The organism is Abyssibacter sp. (genome assembly GCF_964229365.1).
Taxonomy (GTDB): Bacteria; Pseudomonadota; Gammaproteobacteria; order Nevskiales; family OUC007; genus Abyssibacter.
Genome location: NZ_CAXRDQ010000070.1, coordinates 16,131 through 32,115 on the forward strand (window position 1 = coordinate 16,131; position 15,985 = coordinate 32,115).

Below are 15,985 nucleotides of genomic sequence, written 5' to 3' on the forward strand. Positions count from 1 at the left end.
GCCTCGTAGTGAAGGCCCTCGGTAAAGCCCTCGCCTTGGCGAATGCGGCGTCATCAGGACGAGGCCTCCCAGGCCTTGAGCTTTCGGTACACCGTGGATGCGCTCACGCCAAGGTGGGCCGCGGCCACCGGCACGTTGTCATCGCATTGCTCGATGGCCGCTTCGATGGCCCGTTTTTCCACCAGCCACAAGGGTTCGATGGCAAGGCCGGGGTTTGCCGAGCTGGTCACGGCGCGTGGCCGCGGTCGGGGGGTGGCGCCGCCTTCGGGTTGGGTTCCCGTCAGCCCGAGCGGGTCCGGCAGCATGTCGCGCGTGACCACCTCGCCATCGTTGAGCAGCACGATGTTATGGACCACGTTGTGCAGCTGACGGACATTGCCGGGCCAGTCGTAGTTCAGCAGCGTGCTTTGCACGTTGGCGTCAAAACCGTTGAATGTGCGGCCTTCCTCCCGACTCAGGCGGGCGAGGAATGCCTCGGCAATGTCGAGAATGTCGCGCTCGCGGTCACGCAGCGCCGGCATGCGAATGGGGATGACGTTCAGGCGGTAGTACAGGTCTTCACGGAACTGCTTGTCCGCCACCTGCATTTGTGGGTCCTGATTCGTGGCACAGACGAATCGCACGTTCACCCGAATATCCTTGGTGCCACCCACGCGCTGGAACACACCGGTCTGGATGAAGCGGAGCAGTTTGACCTGGAGGTCCAGGTCCATTTCACCGATCTCGTCCAGAAACAGCGTGCCGCCATTGGCGCGCTCGGCTGCACCCTGCCGGTCGCTGTGGGCGCCGGAGAATGCACCCTTCATATGGCCGAAAATCTCGCTTTCGAACAGTTCGCGCGGTATCGCGCCGCAGTTGATGGCGACAAAGGGCTTGTTGGTGCGGTCGCTGCGCTCGTGAATGGCTTGCGCGCAGAGCTCCTTGCCGGTGCCGGACTCGCCGGTGATGAACACCGAAGCCCGGCTCGTGGCCGCGCTGTCGATAATGCGGTAGACCACCTGCATCGGCAGCGACCGTCCCACGAAACCGGCATAGCCGTCGCGTTCGATCTGCTGACGGATGATCTGCACCTCATCATGCAGGCGGCGCTTGTCCATGACGTTGTCGACCGTCACGCGCAGCCGCTCTGCGGTAAAGGGTTTTTCCAGAAAATCCGCGGCCCCCAGACGCATGGACTTGAGCGCGGAATCCGCCGAGCCATGGGCCGTGATCACGACGCAGGGGCAGCTATGCCCGGCGGTCTTCATCTTCTGCAGGATGTCGTAGCCGTGTATGTCGGGCAGCTGCAGGTCCAGCAGCACCAGATCCGGACGGTCGGATTCCAGGACTTCCAGCCCGTGACTGCCCGTCGCCACCCACTGCACCTGATAACCCATGCGGCGCAGGTAGCGTTCGTACAAGGCACCGAGCGGTGGCGTGTCTTCAATGACCAGCGCCAACGGAGCATCGGCAATCGTGCGATGCATCTCGGGATCGTCCGGCAGGTCAGCGGAGTATGGAAGCGATGAGTTCATGGTGGACGGGTCCTCTGGTGGCGTCCCCTGTCCAATGCAGGCGCCATTCCAGAAGGGGCGCCCTCCAAGCTCATGATTTATCGAACAATATCTCGAACTTCAGCTTGTTGCGGAGCAGGTATTCCGATCGTGCTTTGCATTTTGCAACGCAGAATGCGAAGCGAGCGTGAAGCCGGGCTGCTAGTTGATGGGCCGAGACGCCCAGGTCTGCTGGAGGGAATCGAGCGGTGCGGGCCGGCCAATGAGGTAGCCCTGCAGCGTCGTACAGCCCAGCTGCGAGAGCATTTGCATCTGCGCTTCGGTCTCGACGCCCTCGGCGACGATCTTGAGGCCCAGGCTGCAAGCCATGGCGGTGATCGCGCTGACGATACGAAAATCGTCCAGGTCGGATTCCAGACGATCGACGAAGCTCTTGTCGATCTTCAGGCCGGCAACCGGCAACTCGCGTAGATGCCGCAGGCCCGAGTAACCAGTCCCGAAGTCGTCCAGCCACAGCGCGATGCCATCCCGTGTAAAGCGGTCCAGGTTATCCAGCATCGTCGAGTTCGAGTTCAGTAGCGTCGATTCGGTGATCTCGATGTGGATCTGGCTGCCGTCGATCTGCCGGCGGGCCAGCCAGTGGCCGAATCGGCTGCTGAGCTCCGGGTCTTGCAGCTGCTGGGGGGAAAGGTTCAGGGCCACGTGCAGCGGATTGCCGAATCCGGTGGTCAGGGCGGGCAGGTCCGACGAGGCGCAGGTCAGAATGCCGTCCCAGAGGTCATGAATATGCCCGGCCTGTTCCAGCAGATTGACGAACAGCAACGGTGACACCTGACCAAATCTGGGGGAGTGCCAGCGCGCCAAAGCCTCGAAACCGACCAAGCGGCCATCCATGGCGTCGACCTGGGGCTGGTAGTTCAATGTGAACTCTTCGTGCAGCAGTCCGTCGAGTACATCGGCGACTGTCGGTGGGGCAGCATCGATCGCGAGCGCGGTTGACTGGTTCATGGCATGGGCCGGAGAAGGGTGGTCCTGTGCCTCAGGCAATGTCGATACCAAGCGATAAATGTCTTTATTACAAGGAGTTATGCGGGTATGTATGCTGTCGATGCAGGCAAAGTTCGCGTTTTGCGAATGAACCTGCGTGTCGATACGGTTTCGAGTGGGGGTTCGGCATGGCACGGGGCGAACAAGCGGAGGGTCAGAATCGGATCGCGGACCGGCGTGAGCAGGGTGGTCGGGTGTGAGCCGTGCGGCGTTGCCATCCATGGCACAACTGCTGGCGTTCGACGCCGCGGCCCGGTTGGGCAGTTTCAAGGAGGCCGCGGCGGCGCTGCATCGCACACCGTCGACCATTAGCCACGATGTCGCCGCCCTGGAAACCTTCCTGGGCGCGCTATTGTTCGAACGCCGCACGCGGGCGGTGCTGTTGACCGACGCGGGCCGGGCTTATGCCGATGCGGTGGCGGGATTGCTGGACGGACTTGCCGGTGCGACCGCACAGCTGCGATCACGCTGCTGGCCCGACGCGGTCCGCATCAGCACCAATCCGCTTATGGCCGCAGAGATCGTGACCCCGCTGATCCCCCGCTTCGAGGCGGAGTTTCCTGGCGTGCAGTTGCATCTGTCCGTGACCGAGACCCTGGAAGACCCAGGCCAGGGTGCGGTTGACCTTGCGATCCGCTACGGCGGCACCGATCAGCGGAATCTGGAGCAGGTGCAGATCTGTGATTCAACGGCCCTGCCGGTGGCGGCGCCTGGTGTCGATTGGGACGGTGCCCCGCGCATCGACTATGTGCTGGGAACGTCCACCGCGTGGACGCAATGGCAGCAGCTGGGCCATGCGCTGCCAGGTGGCTCGGGTCGGGTGCACCGGTTCAGCCAGTTCGCCGCGGCGGTCGGCGCCGCGGAGCGTGGTCTGGGTATCACGCTCGCCCCCCGCCCGTTGCTGAACCCGCTGATTCGCAGTGGACGTCTGGTCGCGATGCCGAATGCCGAGACCATGTCCGTGTCGCCGATTACGCTGATCAGCCGCCGTCTGGGCGTGGATGCCGCGGTCTGGCGAGGTTTGCGCGACTGGTGGCGTGACGCGCTGCGCAGCGCACTGCATGGATGAACAGCATGCATCTGTCGGTGCAGCAGATTCGTTTGTCACCCGTCGCCGGTCCCATCACCGTTGCGGCTCTGCTCTGCTGGATGGTCCGGAATGCTGCAACGCCTGATTCAGTTGGTCGACACGATCCCAACACATATGCGGTCCGGCAGGGTCATGCGAGGCCCCGCCGCACGGACTCGTAGCGACATTCGCTTCGTGCGGCTGGATCGGGCCATGGTCCGTTGCAGGCAGCTGGGCGATGGGCGATCGCTGGTGTTCGCCACCGATCCGCCGGTGCCGCTGGAATGCTATGACGCGTTGTTTGACGCACTCGCGCCACGATTTCGCGTCACGGTGTTCGAGATGCCGGGTTTCGGCGCATCGCTGCCACGGGCGGGCATGCGCTTGTCGATGCGTGACGCCATCGGTCTGGTCGCGCGGTTTCTGGAACAGCTGGGATCCGGGCCGCACAGCCTGGTCATGCCCTGCGTGCTGGGTCTGGTCGGTTTGGGGCTGGCCCGGCAGCACCCGCGCCTGATCGGACAGCTCGTGCTCAGCCAGACGGCGGACTGGGCCGGGACCCAGCGGTGGCTGGCGAAACGCGATCCCAACGGCGTGCTGCGCCGGCCGGTGCTGGGGCAGCTGGCATTGGCGGCGTTACGGCGCAAGCGTATCGACGCCTGGTATCGCACGGCGGTTGCAGATGCCGCGATGGTGCAGCCGCTGGTCAAGGCCACGCTGGAGAACTTTGACCACGGCGGGTGTTTTTGCCTCGCATCGGGTTTCCAGGATTGCCTGAGCAATCACCAGAATCAGCTTGCGCCGGTGCCTCATGACACGCTGCTGATCTGGGGCGACGCCGATCCATCGCACCGGGGTACCGGTTTTGCTGCAACCCAGGCTTTGGCGCCGAACGCCGAACTCGTATGTGTCGAAGGCGCCGGACACTTTCCCGAGCTGGAACGGCCCGAGGCGTTTGTCGGCCACCTGGGCCGGTTTCTGGCGAACGGCCGGTCTGGCTAGAGAATGCCCGGCAGGTCCAGCCCCTTCTCCCGCGCGCAATCGCGGGCGATGTCGTAGCCCGCATCCGCGTGACGCATCACGCCCGTGGCCGGATCGTTCCACAGCACGCGATCGATGCGCTTGGCCGCAGCATCCGTGCCGTCGCAACAGATCACCACGCCGGCATGCTGCGAAAAGCCCATGCCGACGCCGCCGCCGTGGTGGAGACTGACCCAGGTGGCGCCCGATGCGGTGTTCAGCAGCGCGTTGAGCAGCGGCCAGTCCGAGACGGCGTCGGAGCCATCGGCCATGGCCTCGGTCTCGCGGTTCGGGCTGGCGACGGAGCCGGAGTCGAGGTGATCCCGCCCGATGACGACGGGCGCCTTCAGCTCCCCGCTCTTCACCATGTCGTTGAAGGCCAGCCCGATGCGGTGGCGATCGCCCAGACCGACCCAGCAGATGCGCGCCGGCAGGCCCTGAAAGGCGATGCGCTCGGCGGCCATGTCCAGCCAGCGGTGCAGGTGAGCGTCGTCAGGCAGTAGTTCGCGCACCTTGGCATCGGTTTTCGCGATGTCGTCCGGATCACCGGACAGCGCGGCCCAGCGGAACGGGCCGATCCCGCGACAGAACAGCGGCCGGATGTAGGCGGGCACGAAGCCGGGGAAGCAGAACGCGTCCTCGAAGCCCTGATCGAACGCCACCTGGCGGATATTGTTGCCGTAGTCGACGGTGGGCACGTCCGCTTTCGCGAATCCGGCCATGGCCTCGACATGCACGCGCATGGACGCGCAGGCGGCGGCTTCGACTGCAGCCGGATCGTCGGCGCGCCTGGCGGTCCACTGCTCCAGGGTCCAGCCCTGTGGCAGATAACCGTTGACCGGGTCGTGGGCGGAGGTCTGGTCGGTGACCAGGTCCGGACGGATGCCACGCTTCAACAGCTCGGGCACGAGGTCGGCGGCATTGCCCAGCAGGCCGACAGACTTGGCCTCGCCGGCTGCGGTCCAGCGGTCGATCAGCGCCAGCGCCTGGTCCAGCGTCTCGGCGCGCTCGTCCAGATAGCGCGTGCGCAGACGAAAATCGATGCGGTCCGAATCGCATTCGATGGCCAGGCAGCAGGCTCCGGCCATGACGGCGGCCAGCGGTTGCGCGCCACCCATGCCGCCAAGTCCCGCGGTGAGAATCCAGCGGCCGGTCCAGTCGCCGTCGTAGTGCTGGCGGCCTGCCTCGACGAAGGTTTCGTAGGTGCCCTGCACGATGCCCTGCGAGCCGATGTATATCCACGAGCCGGCCGTCATCTGGCCGTACATCATCAGGCCCTTGCGATCGAGTTCGTTGAACTGCCGCCAGTTGGCCCAGTGTGGCACCAGGTTGGAGTTGGCGATCAGCACCCGCGGCGCATCGGCATGGGTGCGGAACACGCCTACCGGCTTGCCGGACTGCACCAGCAGAGTTTCGTCGTCATTCAGTCGGCGCAGGGTTTCCACAATGCGGTCGAAGTCGTCCCAGGTTCGCGCGGCCTTGCCGATGCCGCCGTAGACGACCAGCGCATCCGGATTTTCGGCAACCTCGGGGTCGAGATTGTTCATCAGCATCCGCAGCGGCGCTTCGGTGAGCCAGCTCTTGGCGCTGCATTCGGTGCCACGGGGGGCGGTGACGGGGCGGGGTCCGGTCATCGTTTCAGGTCCTCGGCTGCGGAGGCGAGCGCATGCAGCAGCTCGCTTAACACCGCGCGCAATCGCGTGGCTTGGGTGTGGGCATAGGCAAACGGTTGCGCTTCCGTCGCGACATAGGCGCGCTGGGCCAACTCCATCTGGATCGCATGGACACCGGCGGCCGGGCGGCCGTAGTGCCGGGTGGTCCAGCCCCCGCGAAAACGGCCGTTGACCACGGTGTCGTAGTCACGGGCTGCGCGGCAGGTGTTCGCGGCGATCTGTTCGAAAATCGGCGCGCAGGTTCGACCGTGATCGGTGCCGATGTTGAACACCGGCAGCTCGCCGTCGAACAGGAACGGCACGTACGAGCGGATGGAGTGGCAGTCGTAGAGCAGCGCGATGCCGTGACGGGCGCGGGCGCGCTCGATCTGCGCGGCCAACGCGGCGTGATACGGCTGGTGGAATCGGTCGCGTCGTTCGGCGATCTCATCCGCATCCGGCGCCTGCCCGGCACGCCAGATCGGCTGGTTGGCGAAGTCGACGCGCGGCACCAGTCCGGTGGTGTTCTGGCCGGGGTACAGGCTTCGTCCGTCCGGGTCGCGGTTGGCATCAATCACGTAGCGGTGGAAGGTCGCGGTTACCGTGGTCGCCTGTGGAAGCAGCCCGCGGTATAGCCGGTCGACATGCCAGTCGGTATCGGCCAGCGTCTGGCCGTTGGCGTTCAGGCGGGCGGCGATGGCGTCGGGCAGCCAGGTGCCTGCATGCGGCGCGGCAAGAATCACCGGGCTGTCACCCTCGACAATCTGGACCGGGTTCATGATGCGAGCGACAGCGGGTCGGTGATGCCGGCAGCCCGCAGCAACGCGCCGGATTCGACCAGACCCACGGCCTGTTCCAGATCTGGCGACAGGTACCGATCTTCGACCAGCGCCGGGACGTCGGCGCGAACCCGGGTAATGACTTGTTGCAACGCCGGGCTGGTCACCAGCGGTGCGCGCAGTTCCACGCCCTGGGCGGCCGACAGCGCTTCGACGCCGAGAATCCCGGCGAGATTGTCGGCCATGCGCAGCAGGCGCCGGGCGCCATGGCAGGCCATGGACACGTGATCTTCCTGATTCGCCGAGGTCGGCGTGGAATCCACCGAAGCCGGCGTGGCGAGCTGCTTGTTCTCGGACATCAGCGCCGCCGATGTCACCTCGGCGATCATCAGCCCGGAGTTCAGGCCGGGCTTGGGCGTTAGAAACGCCGGCAGGCCAAAGCTGAGCGCCGGGTCCACCAGCAACGAGATACGCCGCTGAGCGATGGAGCCGGTCTCCGCCAGGGCCAGGGCGATCTGATCGGCGGCGAAGGCCACTGGTTCGGCGTGGAAGTTGCCGCCAGAGACGACGGAGCCGTCGTCCAGCACCAGCGGATTGTCGGTTGCGGCGTTGGCCTCGATGGTGAGGGTGCGGGCGGCCTGGCGCAGCAGATCGATGATCGCGCCCATGACCTGGGGCTGGCAGCGCAGGCAGTACGGGTCCTGAACCCGCTCGTCATTGGCCATGTGGCTGTCGCGAATGCCGGAGCCGTCCATTAGCAGGCGTAGCGTGGCTGCCGCATCAATCTGGCCTGAATGGCCGCGTAGTTCGTGAATCTCGTGCCGAAAAGGCGCCGATGATCCCATTGCCGCATCCGTGGACAGCGCGCCGGTGACCAAGGCCGTGACGGCTAGATTCCAGGCCCGCAGCAGGCCGGTGATCGCCAGGGCCGTGGAGACCTGGGTGCCGTTGATCATCGCCAGGCCTTCCTTTGGCCCCAGCGTAATGGGCGACAGCCCTGCCGCAGCCAGCGCCTGGGCGCCGGGCATGCGGGTGCCGTCGTAGAACGCTTCGCCCTCGCCGATCATCACGGCGGTCAGATGAGCCAGCGGGGCGAGATCCCCGGAGGCGCCCACCGATCCCTGTGCGGGGATGATCGGCGTGACACCGCAGCTCAGCAGATGCTGGAGCTGCTCGATGACGCACCAGCGTACGCCCGAAGCGCCGCGGCCCAGCGAGGCCAGCTTGAGCGCGGCGATCAGCCGGACCACCGGCGCGGCCAGTGGCTCGCCCACACCCGCGCAATGCGACAGGATCAGGTTGCGTTGCAATGCCGCGGTGTCGGCCGCGCCGATGCGCACGCTGGCGAGCTTGCCGAAGCCGGTATTGATGCCGTAGACCGCCTCCGAGCCGGCCGCCACGGCCTGAACCCGCGCCGCACTGGCCTCGACCCGCTCGCGTGTCGCTGGGTCCAGCCACACGGCGTCGCGCCCCGCGGCGATGGCGGCGAGTTGCGACAGGGTGACGGCACCGGGGGTGAGTGTCAGGGGCATGGGGAGGTTCCGTGAATCCGCTGCTTGAGCGGGTTGAAGCCGATCCGGTAGACCAGTTCGGCCGGGGTTTGCACCGCCCAGCGCAGCAGATCTGCCCGCTGGCCTGGCGCGATGGCGCCGTAGTCGGCAGACAGGCCCAGCGCCTGCGCGGCATGCCCGGTGACGCCGGCGAGGGCCTCGCTGGGGGTTAGCCGGAATAACGTGCAGGCCATGTTCATCGCCAGCAGCAGCGAGCTCATGGGCGACGAGCCTGGATTGCAGTCGGTGGACACCGCCATCGCCACGCCGGCGGCGCGCAGCGCGTCGATCGGCGGGGGGCGCTGCTCGCGCAATGCGTAATAGGCGCCGGGCAGCAGCACCGCGACCGTGCCGACGCTGCCCAGGGTGCCGGCGTCGGTGGTGGCGAGGTATTCCAGGTGTTCCACGGAGCGTGCCCCGCGCCGCGCGGCCATGGCGGCGCCGCCGAGGTCGGACAGCTGCTCGGCATGCAGCTTGATCGGGAGCCCCAGCGCGTCGGCGCAATCAAACAGGCGCTCGATTTGCGCCGGCGAGAACGCGATGCCCTCGCAGAAGCCGTCCACCATGTCGACCAGCCCCTGGGCGTGCGCCTCGCGTAGCGTCGGCAGGCAAACGGAGTCCAGGTAGGCGTCGGCCCGGCCCGCGTACTCCGGCGGGATGGCATGGGCGCCAAGAAAGCTGCGAACCACGCGAACCGGTCGCAGGGTGCCGAGGCGGGTCGCCGCCCGCAGCATGGTCAGTTCGGTGTCGCGATCCAGCCCGTAGCCGGATTTCACTTCGATCACGGCCACGCCTTCGGCCAGCAGCGCGTCCAGCCGCGGCAGCGCGGATTCCACCAGCTCATCTTCGCTGGCCGCGCGCGTGGCGTTCACCGTGCCGAGAATGCCTCCGCCCGCGCGGGCGATGTCCGCGTAGCTGGCGCCTTCCAGCCGCAGCTCGAATTCGCGAGCGCGGTGGCCGCCGTGCACCAGATGCGTGTGGCAGTCGATCAGCGCAGGGGTGAGCAGATCGCCTCCGAGGTCTTGGCTCGGCCAGTCCCGGTAGGCCTCTGGAAGCTGTTGGCCGACCCAGCAGATCCGGTCGTGTTCCAGCGCCACGGCGCCGCCAGCCAGCACTCGGTGATCCGGCATCCACAGGTTCGCGTTGGTGAGGATTAGCTGCGTCATCTCGACATAGTATGCAGCCGGGCGCTAGATTATGTACATACATATAGACTGATCGACGAGGGCTAGAGCAACCGCAGATGAACACCGCCTTGCATGCTGATTGGGCCTTGGTGAATGACCGCTGGGAGCACCATGTGCGCGTGGTGATCGACGCCAGCGGGCGCATTGCCTCGGTCGATCATGGCCTGCCGGCCCAGCCTGGGGATCAGTGTCTGCGAGACCGTGCCCTGCTCCCGGCGCCGGGCAACCTGCACAGCCATGCGTTTCAACGTGCCATGGCCGGCCGCACCGAGCGGCGCGGGGCGACCACCGACAGTTTTTGGACCTGGCGCGATCAGATGTACCGCTTTGTCGAGCGGATGACGCCGGACCAACTCCAGGCGGTCGCGGCCCTGGCCTATGTCGAAATGCTGGAAGCCGGCTACGGCGCGGTGGCGGAATTCCACTACCTGCACCATGCGGCCGACGGCAGGCCCTACACCGACATCGCGGAGACGAGCACCCACATTGTCGCCGCCGCGCAGGCTGCCGGCATCGGACTGACGCATTTGCCGGTGCTCTACCAACGTGGCGGGCTGGACGGCCGCCCACCGACCGGGGGACAGCGGCGATTTGCCTGCGATGCGGATCAGTACGCCGCGTTGCTGAGCGCGGCGCGCCGGGCGGCTGCGCAGGGCCGGCCCGACACCCTGGTCGGGGTGGCACCCCACAGCCTGCGCGCGGTGGATGCGACGGGTTTGCAGGCGGCGTTGGCGTTAGCCGGCGGCGGCCCGGTGCATTTGCATATTGCCGAGCAGAGTGGCGAGGTCGAGCAGGTGCTCGCCGCCACGGGTCAACGGCCCGTGCAATGGTTGCTCGACCACATGGCAGTGGACGCCGGCTGGTGTCTGATCCATGCCACCCATCTGGATGACGACGAGCTGCGGGGCGTCCTGCGCAGCGGCGCCACGGTGGGTCTGGCGCCCATCACCGAAGCGAATCTGGGCGACGGCCTGTTCCGGGCGGCGGATTACCGGGCGCAGGGCGGGCGCTTCGGCGTGGGCACGGACTCGAATGTGCGAATCGCTCTGGCCGAGGAACTGCGTACGCTGGAATACGGCCAGCGACTGGCGCAGCAGCGCCGGACGGTGCTGGCGCAGGCCAATGGCTCCAATGGCCGGGCTTTGTTCGATGCGGTTTGTGCGGGCGGTGCCGCCGCGCTGGGCCGGGCGAGTGGCCGGATCGCCGCCGGCTGTTGGGCAGATCTGCTGACGCTGGATCTGAACCATGTCGATCTGGCGCAGAGCACCGATGATGGCTGGCTGGACGCCTGGGTTTTCGCGGCGTCGGGCACGGTGGTGAGCGAGCTGTGGTCAGCCGGGCGGCAGCGGGTGTGCGCGGGCCGCCATGTTGACCGCGATGTCATCGAACGGCGGTACCGCCAGGTCTTGCGAGAGCTCACGATCTGATGGCGACCGGTTACCGGGCGATCAAGGCGGCGCTGATGGACCGCCTGCGCGCCGGGGAATGGCCGGCCGGCAGCACCATGCCTGGTGAAGTGCAGCTGGCTGACGAGTACGGCTGCGCGAGGGTGACCGTGAACCGCGCCCTGCGCGAACTGGCCGATGACGGCATTGTCAGGCGGCAGCGGCGGCGCGGCACCGAGGTCATCGCCGGCCGTAGCCGCCACGCCCGGCTCACCATGCGTCAGGCGCGGCAGCAGATCGAGGCCGACGGCAAGGCGTACCGCTATGACTGCCTGCGACAGCGCGTGCAACCGGCGCCCGCGGCGGTCGCCGGTCAGCTCGCACTGAGTCGCGGCGCCGAGGCGGTCGAGATACTGGGGCGGCACTGGGCCGGCGACAGGCCGTACCAGTTGGAACATCGCTGGATCAATCTCGCGGCCGTGCCGGAAGCCCGCGACGAGTCATTTTCCGAACAAGGGCCGGGTGAATGGCTGCTACAGGCCAAACCGCTCAGCGATGCAGAACACGTACTGAGCGCGCGCAATGCGCGACCCCGTGAAGCGGGCCAGTTGCAGATGGTGCCGGGAGATGCGTTGTTCGTGATCGAGCGCCGGACCTGGTGGCAGGGCGAGGCGATCACCTGGGTTCGGCTGCTGCATCCGGCCGAGCGGTTCCGGCTGGTGACACGGGACGTGATGTGAGGTTTGCCCGTCCGCTCAGGGTTCGAGCCGCTCCACGTTCCAGCCGGTCGAGTCACCCGTGAACCGGAGGCGATCATGCAGCCGATTGTTTCGCCCCTGCCAGAATTCCACCGCCTGCGGCTGCAGCCAGTAACCGCCCCAAAAATCCGGGATCGGGACGGCTTCGTCGCCGAACTGCTCGGCTGTGGCGACAACTCGATCTTCCAGCTGCGTGCGATTTTCGACCCGCTGCGACTGCCTTGAAGCCCAGGCGCCGATCTGGCTGCCGCGTGGCCGGCCCTGGAAATAAACCTCGGCTTCGTCCTGCGACATCCGGGTCACAGAGCCTTCGACACGCACCTGGCGCTGCAGCTTGTCCCACCAGAAGCACAGGGCAGCCTGGGGATTTTCGGCCAGTTCCACGCCCTTGCGGCTGTCGTGATTGGTGTAGAAGGCCACGGCCTGTTCACTGACTTGCCGGATCAGCACGATGCGTGCCGAGGGCTGTCCGCTAGTGGAGGCCGTCGCGAGGCAGGCGGCCACCGGTTCGAGCATGCCGGCATCGCGGGCCTGCTCAATCCATCGCTGCAGCTGGATCAGCGGGTTGGGGGCCAGGTCCTGGGTATCCAGACCATCGTGTTCGTGCAGTGTGTACTGGGCCATTGCGGCGTGAGTCGAGCGGCAGGGTGGGGTTCCAGACTATGCCTCAGACGGGTCGAAACTGCGCGGGCAAAGCGTGCCGACGCTCATCCGGACACAAGACGGCCGCAGACCATGCCTGCGGCCGCCGTTCGCGTGATCAAGCGGTTCGCAGTCTAGGCTGCGGCCGCCCGTTCAGGCCTTACTCGCCGGTTTCTTCTTCCTCGGCGGATGCCTTGGCAATGGCCGAGAACTCGGCCTTGGTCAGCATCTCATCGTGGTTTTCATCGGCTTCGTTGAAGCGCATGGAAGCGGTGCTGTCGGCCTCGGCTTCGGCCGTGCTCACCATGCCGTCGGAATTGGTATCCAGTTCCGAGAATTCGGTTTCCGTTTGTCCGGAGATGCCGACGTCCAGGTCGGCGCCAACATCTGCGTTCAGGGCACCCCCGGCAGCGGCGGTACCGGCGAACAACACGGCAGCGATGGTTATGATTTGACGGGTCATGCGTGGACCTCCTGTCGTTCAGAATGAAAACTGCAATTGACTTGCAGACCCACCCTGCTGCAACCGCTGTGCCAGCCCCTTGGGCTAATTAAAACAACCAGTTAGCGATCCGTCCTGTCTGCGATCCGCGACATGTATTCATCTGGAGGGAAAGCAAACCTTTGCGATCAGGCGCTTGGCTGCGTCGCTGCCGGCCGACACCGGCGGTGTTAGCGCCCTCCGCGGCTCAGGACGAGATACTCGGGACGCGACAGAACCCGGTCCCGGTTGCTGTCGGCGCGCATGAAGTATCGGCTCACGGTCATGTCGGCCGTCGCTTCGTTCTGGGAGATCACCCGGTCATCATTCGTGTCCAGTGCCGAAAACGGCGGGACGGATGCAGGCCCTGGCTGCGCGCGTTGATTCAGTGGCGCCACGCTGGGGGTTTCGATGTCGCCAAGCTGAGCCTGCACCGAGAAGCTCGTCGTAATCGCCAGGGCGATCAATGTCACGTGGGGTATGCGCATGCCGCGTCGACCCGATTCAAACCTGCAGAATCCGACGCGCGGCAGGCCGAGATGTTCCCAACAAACTTGGCGCGGAGGGTGTCCGCCAATCGCCCGGCGTATACTGCGCCGTCGTCGCGAAAGCCATATCTTGTCTGTTGGAGCCCACGCTGAGTCACGTCCTGCCATCCATCGAGCGTGGAGTCGGCGAACTCCCGTTCCCGCTGCCCGCCGGCGCGGTCGACAGGCTCGACCGGTTCATCGCCGAGCTGCTGCGCTGGAATCGGGCCTACAACCTGACGGCCATCCGCGAGGCGAACCAGATGGTGGTGCAGCACCTGCTCGACAGTCTGGTCGTGCTGCCGCAGATTAGCGGACCGGTCGCCGACGTCGGCAGCGGTGCCGGCCTGCCCGGTTTGGCCTGGGCCATCGCGCAGCCAGACCTTGCGGTGACGTCCATCGAATCAGTGGGCAAGAAGGTGCGGTTTCAGCGGCACCTGTGCCGCGAGTTGGGCCTGGGCAACGTATCGGTGGAGCAGGCGCGCGTCGAACACTTTCAAAGCGACACCCGTTTCGCTACCGTCACCTGCCGGGCCTTCACCAGCCTGCAACGATTTGTTGACCTGACCCGCCACCTGATCGCCCCCGGTGGCCGGTGGGTGGCGATGAAGGGACAGGTTCCCCACGAGGAACTCCAAGCCTTGGACACGAGCGTGACCGTTGACACCATACTTCCCCTGACCGTGCCGGGCCTCGATGCCGAGCGCTGTGCGGTCATCCTGCGTGAGGCAGCCTGATGGCCCGGATTCTGGCGATTGCCAATCAAAAGGGCGGCGTCGGCAAGACCACCACCGCCGTCAATCTCGCTGCGTCGCTGGCGGCCACCAAGAAGCGCGTGTTGCTGGTCGATATCGATGCCCAGGGCAACGCCACGATGGGTGTCGGTGTGAACAAGGATGATCTGGATCTCACCGGCTGCGATGTGCTGCTTGGCGAGGCGTCCGTGAGTGCCGCCATTGTCACGCCGCCAACGCTCGGTTTTTCCGTGCTGCCCAGCAATACCGACATGACCGCAGCCGAGGTCGGGTTGCGGCAGAGAAAAGGCGGCGAGAACGCGCTGACGCGGGCGTTGAGCAGCGTGCAGGACAACTACGACTACATCATCATCGATTGCCCGCCCGCGCTGTCGATGCTGACCGTCAACGCGTTGGTCGCGGCTGATGGCGTGATGATTCCGATGCAGTGTGAGTACTACGCGCTGGAAGGGCTGTCCGCCCTGCTCGATACCATCCGTAAGGTGCGGGCGGTGCTGAACCCGCGCCTGGAAATCGAAGGGGTGTTGCGGACGATGTTTGATCCGCGCAACAACCTGGCGAACGAAGTGTCGGCCCAGTTGCTGGCGCACTTTCCGGATCAGGTTTACCGCACCATTGTCCCGCGCAACGTCCGACTGGCCGAGGCGCCAAGCCATGGCTTGCCGGCCTTCGACTACGACAGTCAGTCCAAGGGCGCTCAAGCGTATCTGGCACTGGCTGGCGAAGTATTGCGCGGCACCAGCAGGAAGGCGGCGTAATGGCGGCGAAGAAACGCGGACTGGGGCGAGGACTGGACGCCCTGCTGGCTGGCGGCATGGAGGTTTCGCGAGCGCAGGCAGAAGCCGAAGGCAGTCTGGAGGACATCGCGGTCGAATTGATTCGGCCGGGTCGCTTCCAGCCCCGTCGGGACTTCGACCCGGATGCCCTGGAAGCGCTGGCCCAGTCGATACGCGCGCAGGGGGTGATCCAGCCGATTGTGGTCCGCCGCGCGGACGAGGGTTTCGAACTGGTCGCCGGCGAGCGGCGCTGGCGTGCGGTGCAGATAGTGGGCCTGCCGACCATTCCTGCGGTGATCCGACCGCTGGAAGACCAGGCCGCGCTCGCGGTCGCGCTGATCGAGAACATCCAGCGCGAGTCGCTGAATCCGATTGAAGAGGCGTTGGCTCTGCACCGGCTGATCGATGAATGTGGCCTGACCCATCAGGCCTGTGCCGAATCCGTTGGCCGCTCGCGGGCGGCCGTGAGCAATCTGCTGCGACTGCTGGATCTCGATGAAGAGGTCCGCGGCATGGTCCAGGGTCGGCAGATCGAGATGGGGCACGCCCGCGCGCTGCTCGGCGCGCCGGCCGAATCGCAGCTGCGTCTGGCCAAGGAAGTCGTCACCCGTGGTCTGACGGTTCGGCAGACCGAAGCCTTGGTCAGAAATCTTGGCGAGCCGGCCAAGGTGGCCGCGCCGCCGCCTCCGGTGTCGGATCACCTGGTCAGTCTCGGTCGCAAGCTCGGCGGGCGGCTCAATGCCAAGGTCGAGTTGCAGCAAAAGGGCAAGGGGCAGGGGCGAATTGTCATCAACTACGGCTCGGCGGACGAGCTGGAAGACATTCTTCGCGAACTCACCTGATCGCCCATGGTGCAGGCGGCGA

Annotated in this window: 16 protein-coding genes; 7 read left to right on the forward strand and 9 right to left on the reverse strand. The window is 66.1% G+C overall.

Annotated features, from left to right (window positions below):
* Window positions 1-53 precede the first annotated feature (53 nt).
* Together ACE1EY_RS11310 and ACE1EY_RS11315 are read right to left on the reverse strand one after the other, a co-directional pair.
* Window positions 54-1,514 carry a sigma-54 dependent transcriptional regulator gene (locus tag ACE1EY_RS11310; RefSeq protein ID WP_291512704.1) on the reverse strand — a complete coding sequence of 487 codons (1,461 nt, stop codon included), beginning with the start codon at window positions 1,512-1,514 and terminating at the stop codon, window positions 54-56.
* Window positions 1,515-1,694: 180 nt separating this feature from the next.
* Window positions 1,695-2,501 (reverse strand): EAL domain-containing protein, encoded by an 807-nt coding sequence (locus ACE1EY_RS11315; RefSeq protein ID WP_291512705.1) that lies wholly within the window; start codon window positions 2,499-2,501, stop codon window positions 1,695-1,697.
* Window positions 2,502-2,760: 259 nt separating this feature from the next.
* On the opposite strand from ACE1EY_RS11315, the gene ACE1EY_RS11320 reads away from it, so the two are divergent.
* Both ACE1EY_RS11320 and ACE1EY_RS11325 read left to right on the forward strand, forming a co-directional pair.
* Window positions 2,761-3,609 carry a LysR substrate-binding domain-containing protein gene (locus tag ACE1EY_RS11320; RefSeq protein ID WP_291512706.1) on the forward strand — a complete coding sequence of 283 codons (849 nt, stop codon included), beginning with the start codon at window positions 2,761-2,763 and terminating at the stop codon, window positions 3,607-3,609.
* Between the two features lie 153 nt (window positions 3,610-3,762).
* Window positions 3,763-4,611, forward strand: coding sequence for an alpha/beta fold hydrolase (locus tag ACE1EY_RS11325; protein WP_373928078.1), 849 nt, complete (start codon window positions 3,763-3,765; stop codon window positions 4,609-4,611).
* On the opposite strand, the gene hutU is transcribed toward ACE1EY_RS11325, so the two are convergent.
* Genes hutU through hutI form a run of 4 tightly spaced genes read right to left on the reverse strand, consistent with a single transcriptional unit; the run spans window position 4,608 to window position 9,776 of the window.
* Entirely contained in the window at window positions 4,608-6,263 is a 1,656-nt protein-coding gene (hutU, locus tag ACE1EY_RS11330; RefSeq protein WP_370300192.1) for a urocanate hydratase, read from the reverse strand. The genes ACE1EY_RS11325 and hutU overlap by 4 nt on opposite strands.
* Complete coding sequence (gene hutG, locus ACE1EY_RS11335) at window positions 6,260-7,060, reverse strand: N-formylglutamate deformylase (protein ID WP_370300193.1); 801 nt, start codon at window positions 7,058-7,060, stop codon at window positions 6,260-6,262. Before hutG ends, hutU begins: the two co-directional genes overlap by 4 nt.
* Window positions 7,057-8,592, reverse strand: a complete 1,536-nt coding sequence (gene hutH / locus ACE1EY_RS11340; RefSeq protein ID WP_370300194.1) for a histidine ammonia-lyase — start codon at window positions 8,590-8,592, stop codon at window positions 7,057-7,059. The genes hutG and hutH overlap by 4 nt, the downstream gene beginning before the upstream one ends.
* Window positions 8,583-9,776 (reverse strand): imidazolonepropionase, encoded by a 1,194-nt coding sequence (hutI, locus tag ACE1EY_RS11345; RefSeq protein WP_370300195.1) that lies wholly within the window; start codon window positions 9,774-9,776, stop codon window positions 8,583-8,585. The genes hutH and hutI overlap by 10 nt, the downstream gene beginning before the upstream one ends.
* Before the next feature lie 77 nt (window positions 9,777-9,853).
* On the opposite strand from hutI, the gene ACE1EY_RS11350 reads away from it, so the two are divergent.
* Together ACE1EY_RS11350 and ACE1EY_RS11355 are read left to right on the forward strand one after the other, a co-directional pair.
* Window positions 9,854-11,224 carry a formimidoylglutamate deiminase gene (locus ACE1EY_RS11350; RefSeq protein ID WP_370300196.1) on the forward strand — a complete coding sequence of 457 codons (1,371 nt, stop codon included), beginning with the start codon at window positions 9,854-9,856 and terminating at the stop codon, window positions 11,222-11,224.
* A complete protein-coding gene (locus ACE1EY_RS11355) occupies window positions 11,224-11,922 on the forward strand; it encodes a UTRA domain-containing protein (protein ID WP_291512714.1) in 699 nt (232 codons plus the stop codon). The genes ACE1EY_RS11350 and ACE1EY_RS11355 overlap by 1 nt, the downstream gene beginning before the upstream one ends.
* Before the next feature lie 15 nt (window positions 11,923-11,937).
* On the opposite strand, the gene pdxH is transcribed toward ACE1EY_RS11355, so the two are convergent.
* The 3 genes from pdxH to ACE1EY_RS11370 all read right to left on the reverse strand — a co-directional run bounded on the left by pdxH (window position 11,938) and on the right by ACE1EY_RS11370 (window position 13,551).
* A complete protein-coding gene (pdxH, locus tag ACE1EY_RS11360) occupies window positions 11,938-12,564 on the reverse strand; it encodes a pyridoxamine 5'-phosphate oxidase (RefSeq protein ID WP_370300197.1) in 627 nt (208 codons plus the stop codon).
* A 178-nt stretch (window positions 12,565-12,742) separates the two neighbouring features.
* Window positions 12,743-13,045: a hypothetical protein gene (locus tag ACE1EY_RS11365; RefSeq protein ID WP_291512716.1), complete on the reverse strand. Its 303-nt coding sequence runs from the start codon at window positions 13,043-13,045 to the stop codon at window positions 12,743-12,745.
* Between the two features lie 209 nt (window positions 13,046-13,254).
* The gene (locus tag ACE1EY_RS11370) at window positions 13,255-13,551 is read right to left on the reverse strand and encodes a hypothetical protein (protein ID WP_370300198.1); all 297 of its coding nucleotides are present in this window, start codon (window positions 13,549-13,551) and stop codon (window positions 13,255-13,257) included.
* Between the two features lie 137 nt (window positions 13,552-13,688).
* On the opposite strand from ACE1EY_RS11370, the gene rsmG reads away from it, so the two are divergent.
* Genes rsmG through ACE1EY_RS11385 form a run of 3 tightly spaced genes read left to right on the forward strand, consistent with a single transcriptional unit; the run spans window position 13,689 to window position 15,963 of the window.
* Window positions 13,689-14,327: a 16S rRNA (guanine(527)-N(7))-methyltransferase RsmG gene (rsmG, locus tag ACE1EY_RS11375; protein ID WP_370300199.1), complete on the forward strand. Its 639-nt coding sequence runs from the start codon at window positions 13,689-13,691 to the stop codon at window positions 14,325-14,327.
* On the forward strand, window positions 14,327-15,103 hold the full coding sequence (locus ACE1EY_RS11380; protein WP_291512719.1) for a ParA family protein: 777 nt from the start codon (window positions 14,327-14,329) through the stop codon (window positions 15,101-15,103). Before rsmG ends, ACE1EY_RS11380 begins: the two co-directional genes overlap by 1 nt.
* A complete protein-coding gene (locus ACE1EY_RS11385) occupies window positions 15,103-15,963 on the forward strand; it encodes a ParB/RepB/Spo0J family partition protein (protein ID WP_370300200.1) in 861 nt (286 codons plus the stop codon). Before ACE1EY_RS11380 ends, ACE1EY_RS11385 begins: the two co-directional genes overlap by 1 nt.
* Window positions 15,964-15,985 lie beyond the last annotated feature (22 nt).

What these genes read in the sequence shown, in the direction of transcription:
- ACE1EY_RS11310 (WP_291512704.1), bottom strand. Translation starts at nt 1,514, where the DNA reads ATGAACTCATCGCTTCCATACTCCGCTGACCTGCCGGACGATCCCGAG.
- ACE1EY_RS11315 (WP_291512705.1), bottom strand. Translation starts at nt 2,501, where the DNA reads ATGAACCAGTCAACCGCGCTCGCGATCGATGCTGCCCCACCGACAGTC.
- ACE1EY_RS11320 (WP_291512706.1), top strand. Translation starts at nt 2,761, where the DNA reads ATGGCACAACTGCTGGCGTTCGACGCCGCGGCCCGGTTGGGCAGTTTC.
- ACE1EY_RS11325 (WP_373928078.1), top strand. Translation starts at nt 3,763, where the DNA reads ATGCGAGGCCCCGCCGCACGGACTCGTAGCGACATTCGCTTCGTGCGG.
- hutU (WP_370300192.1), bottom strand. Translation starts at nt 6,263, where the DNA reads ATGACCGGACCCCGCCCCGTCACCGCCCCCCGTGGCACCGAATGCAGC.
- hutG (WP_370300193.1), bottom strand. Translation starts at nt 7,060, where the DNA reads ATGAACCCGGTCCAGATTGTCGAGGGTGACAGCCCGGTGATTCTTGCC.
- hutH (WP_370300194.1), bottom strand. Translation starts at nt 8,592, where the DNA reads ATGCCCCTGACACTCACCCCCGGTGCCGTCACCCTGTCGCAACTCGCC.
- hutI (WP_370300195.1), bottom strand. Translation starts at nt 9,776, where the DNA reads ATGACGCAGCTAATCCTCACCAACGCGAACCTGTGGATGCCGGATCAC.
- ACE1EY_RS11350 (WP_370300196.1), top strand. Translation starts at nt 9,854, where the DNA reads ATGAACACCGCCTTGCATGCTGATTGGGCCTTGGTGAATGACCGCTGG.
- ACE1EY_RS11355 (WP_291512714.1), top strand. Translation starts at nt 11,224, where the DNA reads ATGGCGACCGGTTACCGGGCGATCAAGGCGGCGCTGATGGACCGCCTG.
- pdxH (WP_370300197.1), bottom strand. Translation starts at nt 12,564, where the DNA reads ATGGCCCAGTACACACTGCACGAACACGATGGTCTGGATACCCAGGAC.
- ACE1EY_RS11365 (WP_291512716.1), bottom strand. Translation starts at nt 13,045, where the DNA reads ATGACCCGTCAAATCATAACCATCGCTGCCGTGTTGTTCGCCGGTACC.
- ACE1EY_RS11370 (WP_370300198.1), bottom strand. Translation starts at nt 13,551, where the DNA reads ATGCGCATACCCCACGTGACATTGATCGCCCTGGCGATTACGACGAGC.
- ACE1EY_RS11380 (WP_291512719.1), top strand. Translation starts at nt 14,327, where the DNA reads ATGGCCCGGATTCTGGCGATTGCCAATCAAAAGGGCGGCGTCGGCAAG.
- ACE1EY_RS11385 (WP_370300200.1), top strand. Translation starts at nt 15,103, where the DNA reads ATGGCGGCGAAGAAACGCGGACTGGGGCGAGGACTGGACGCCCTGCTG.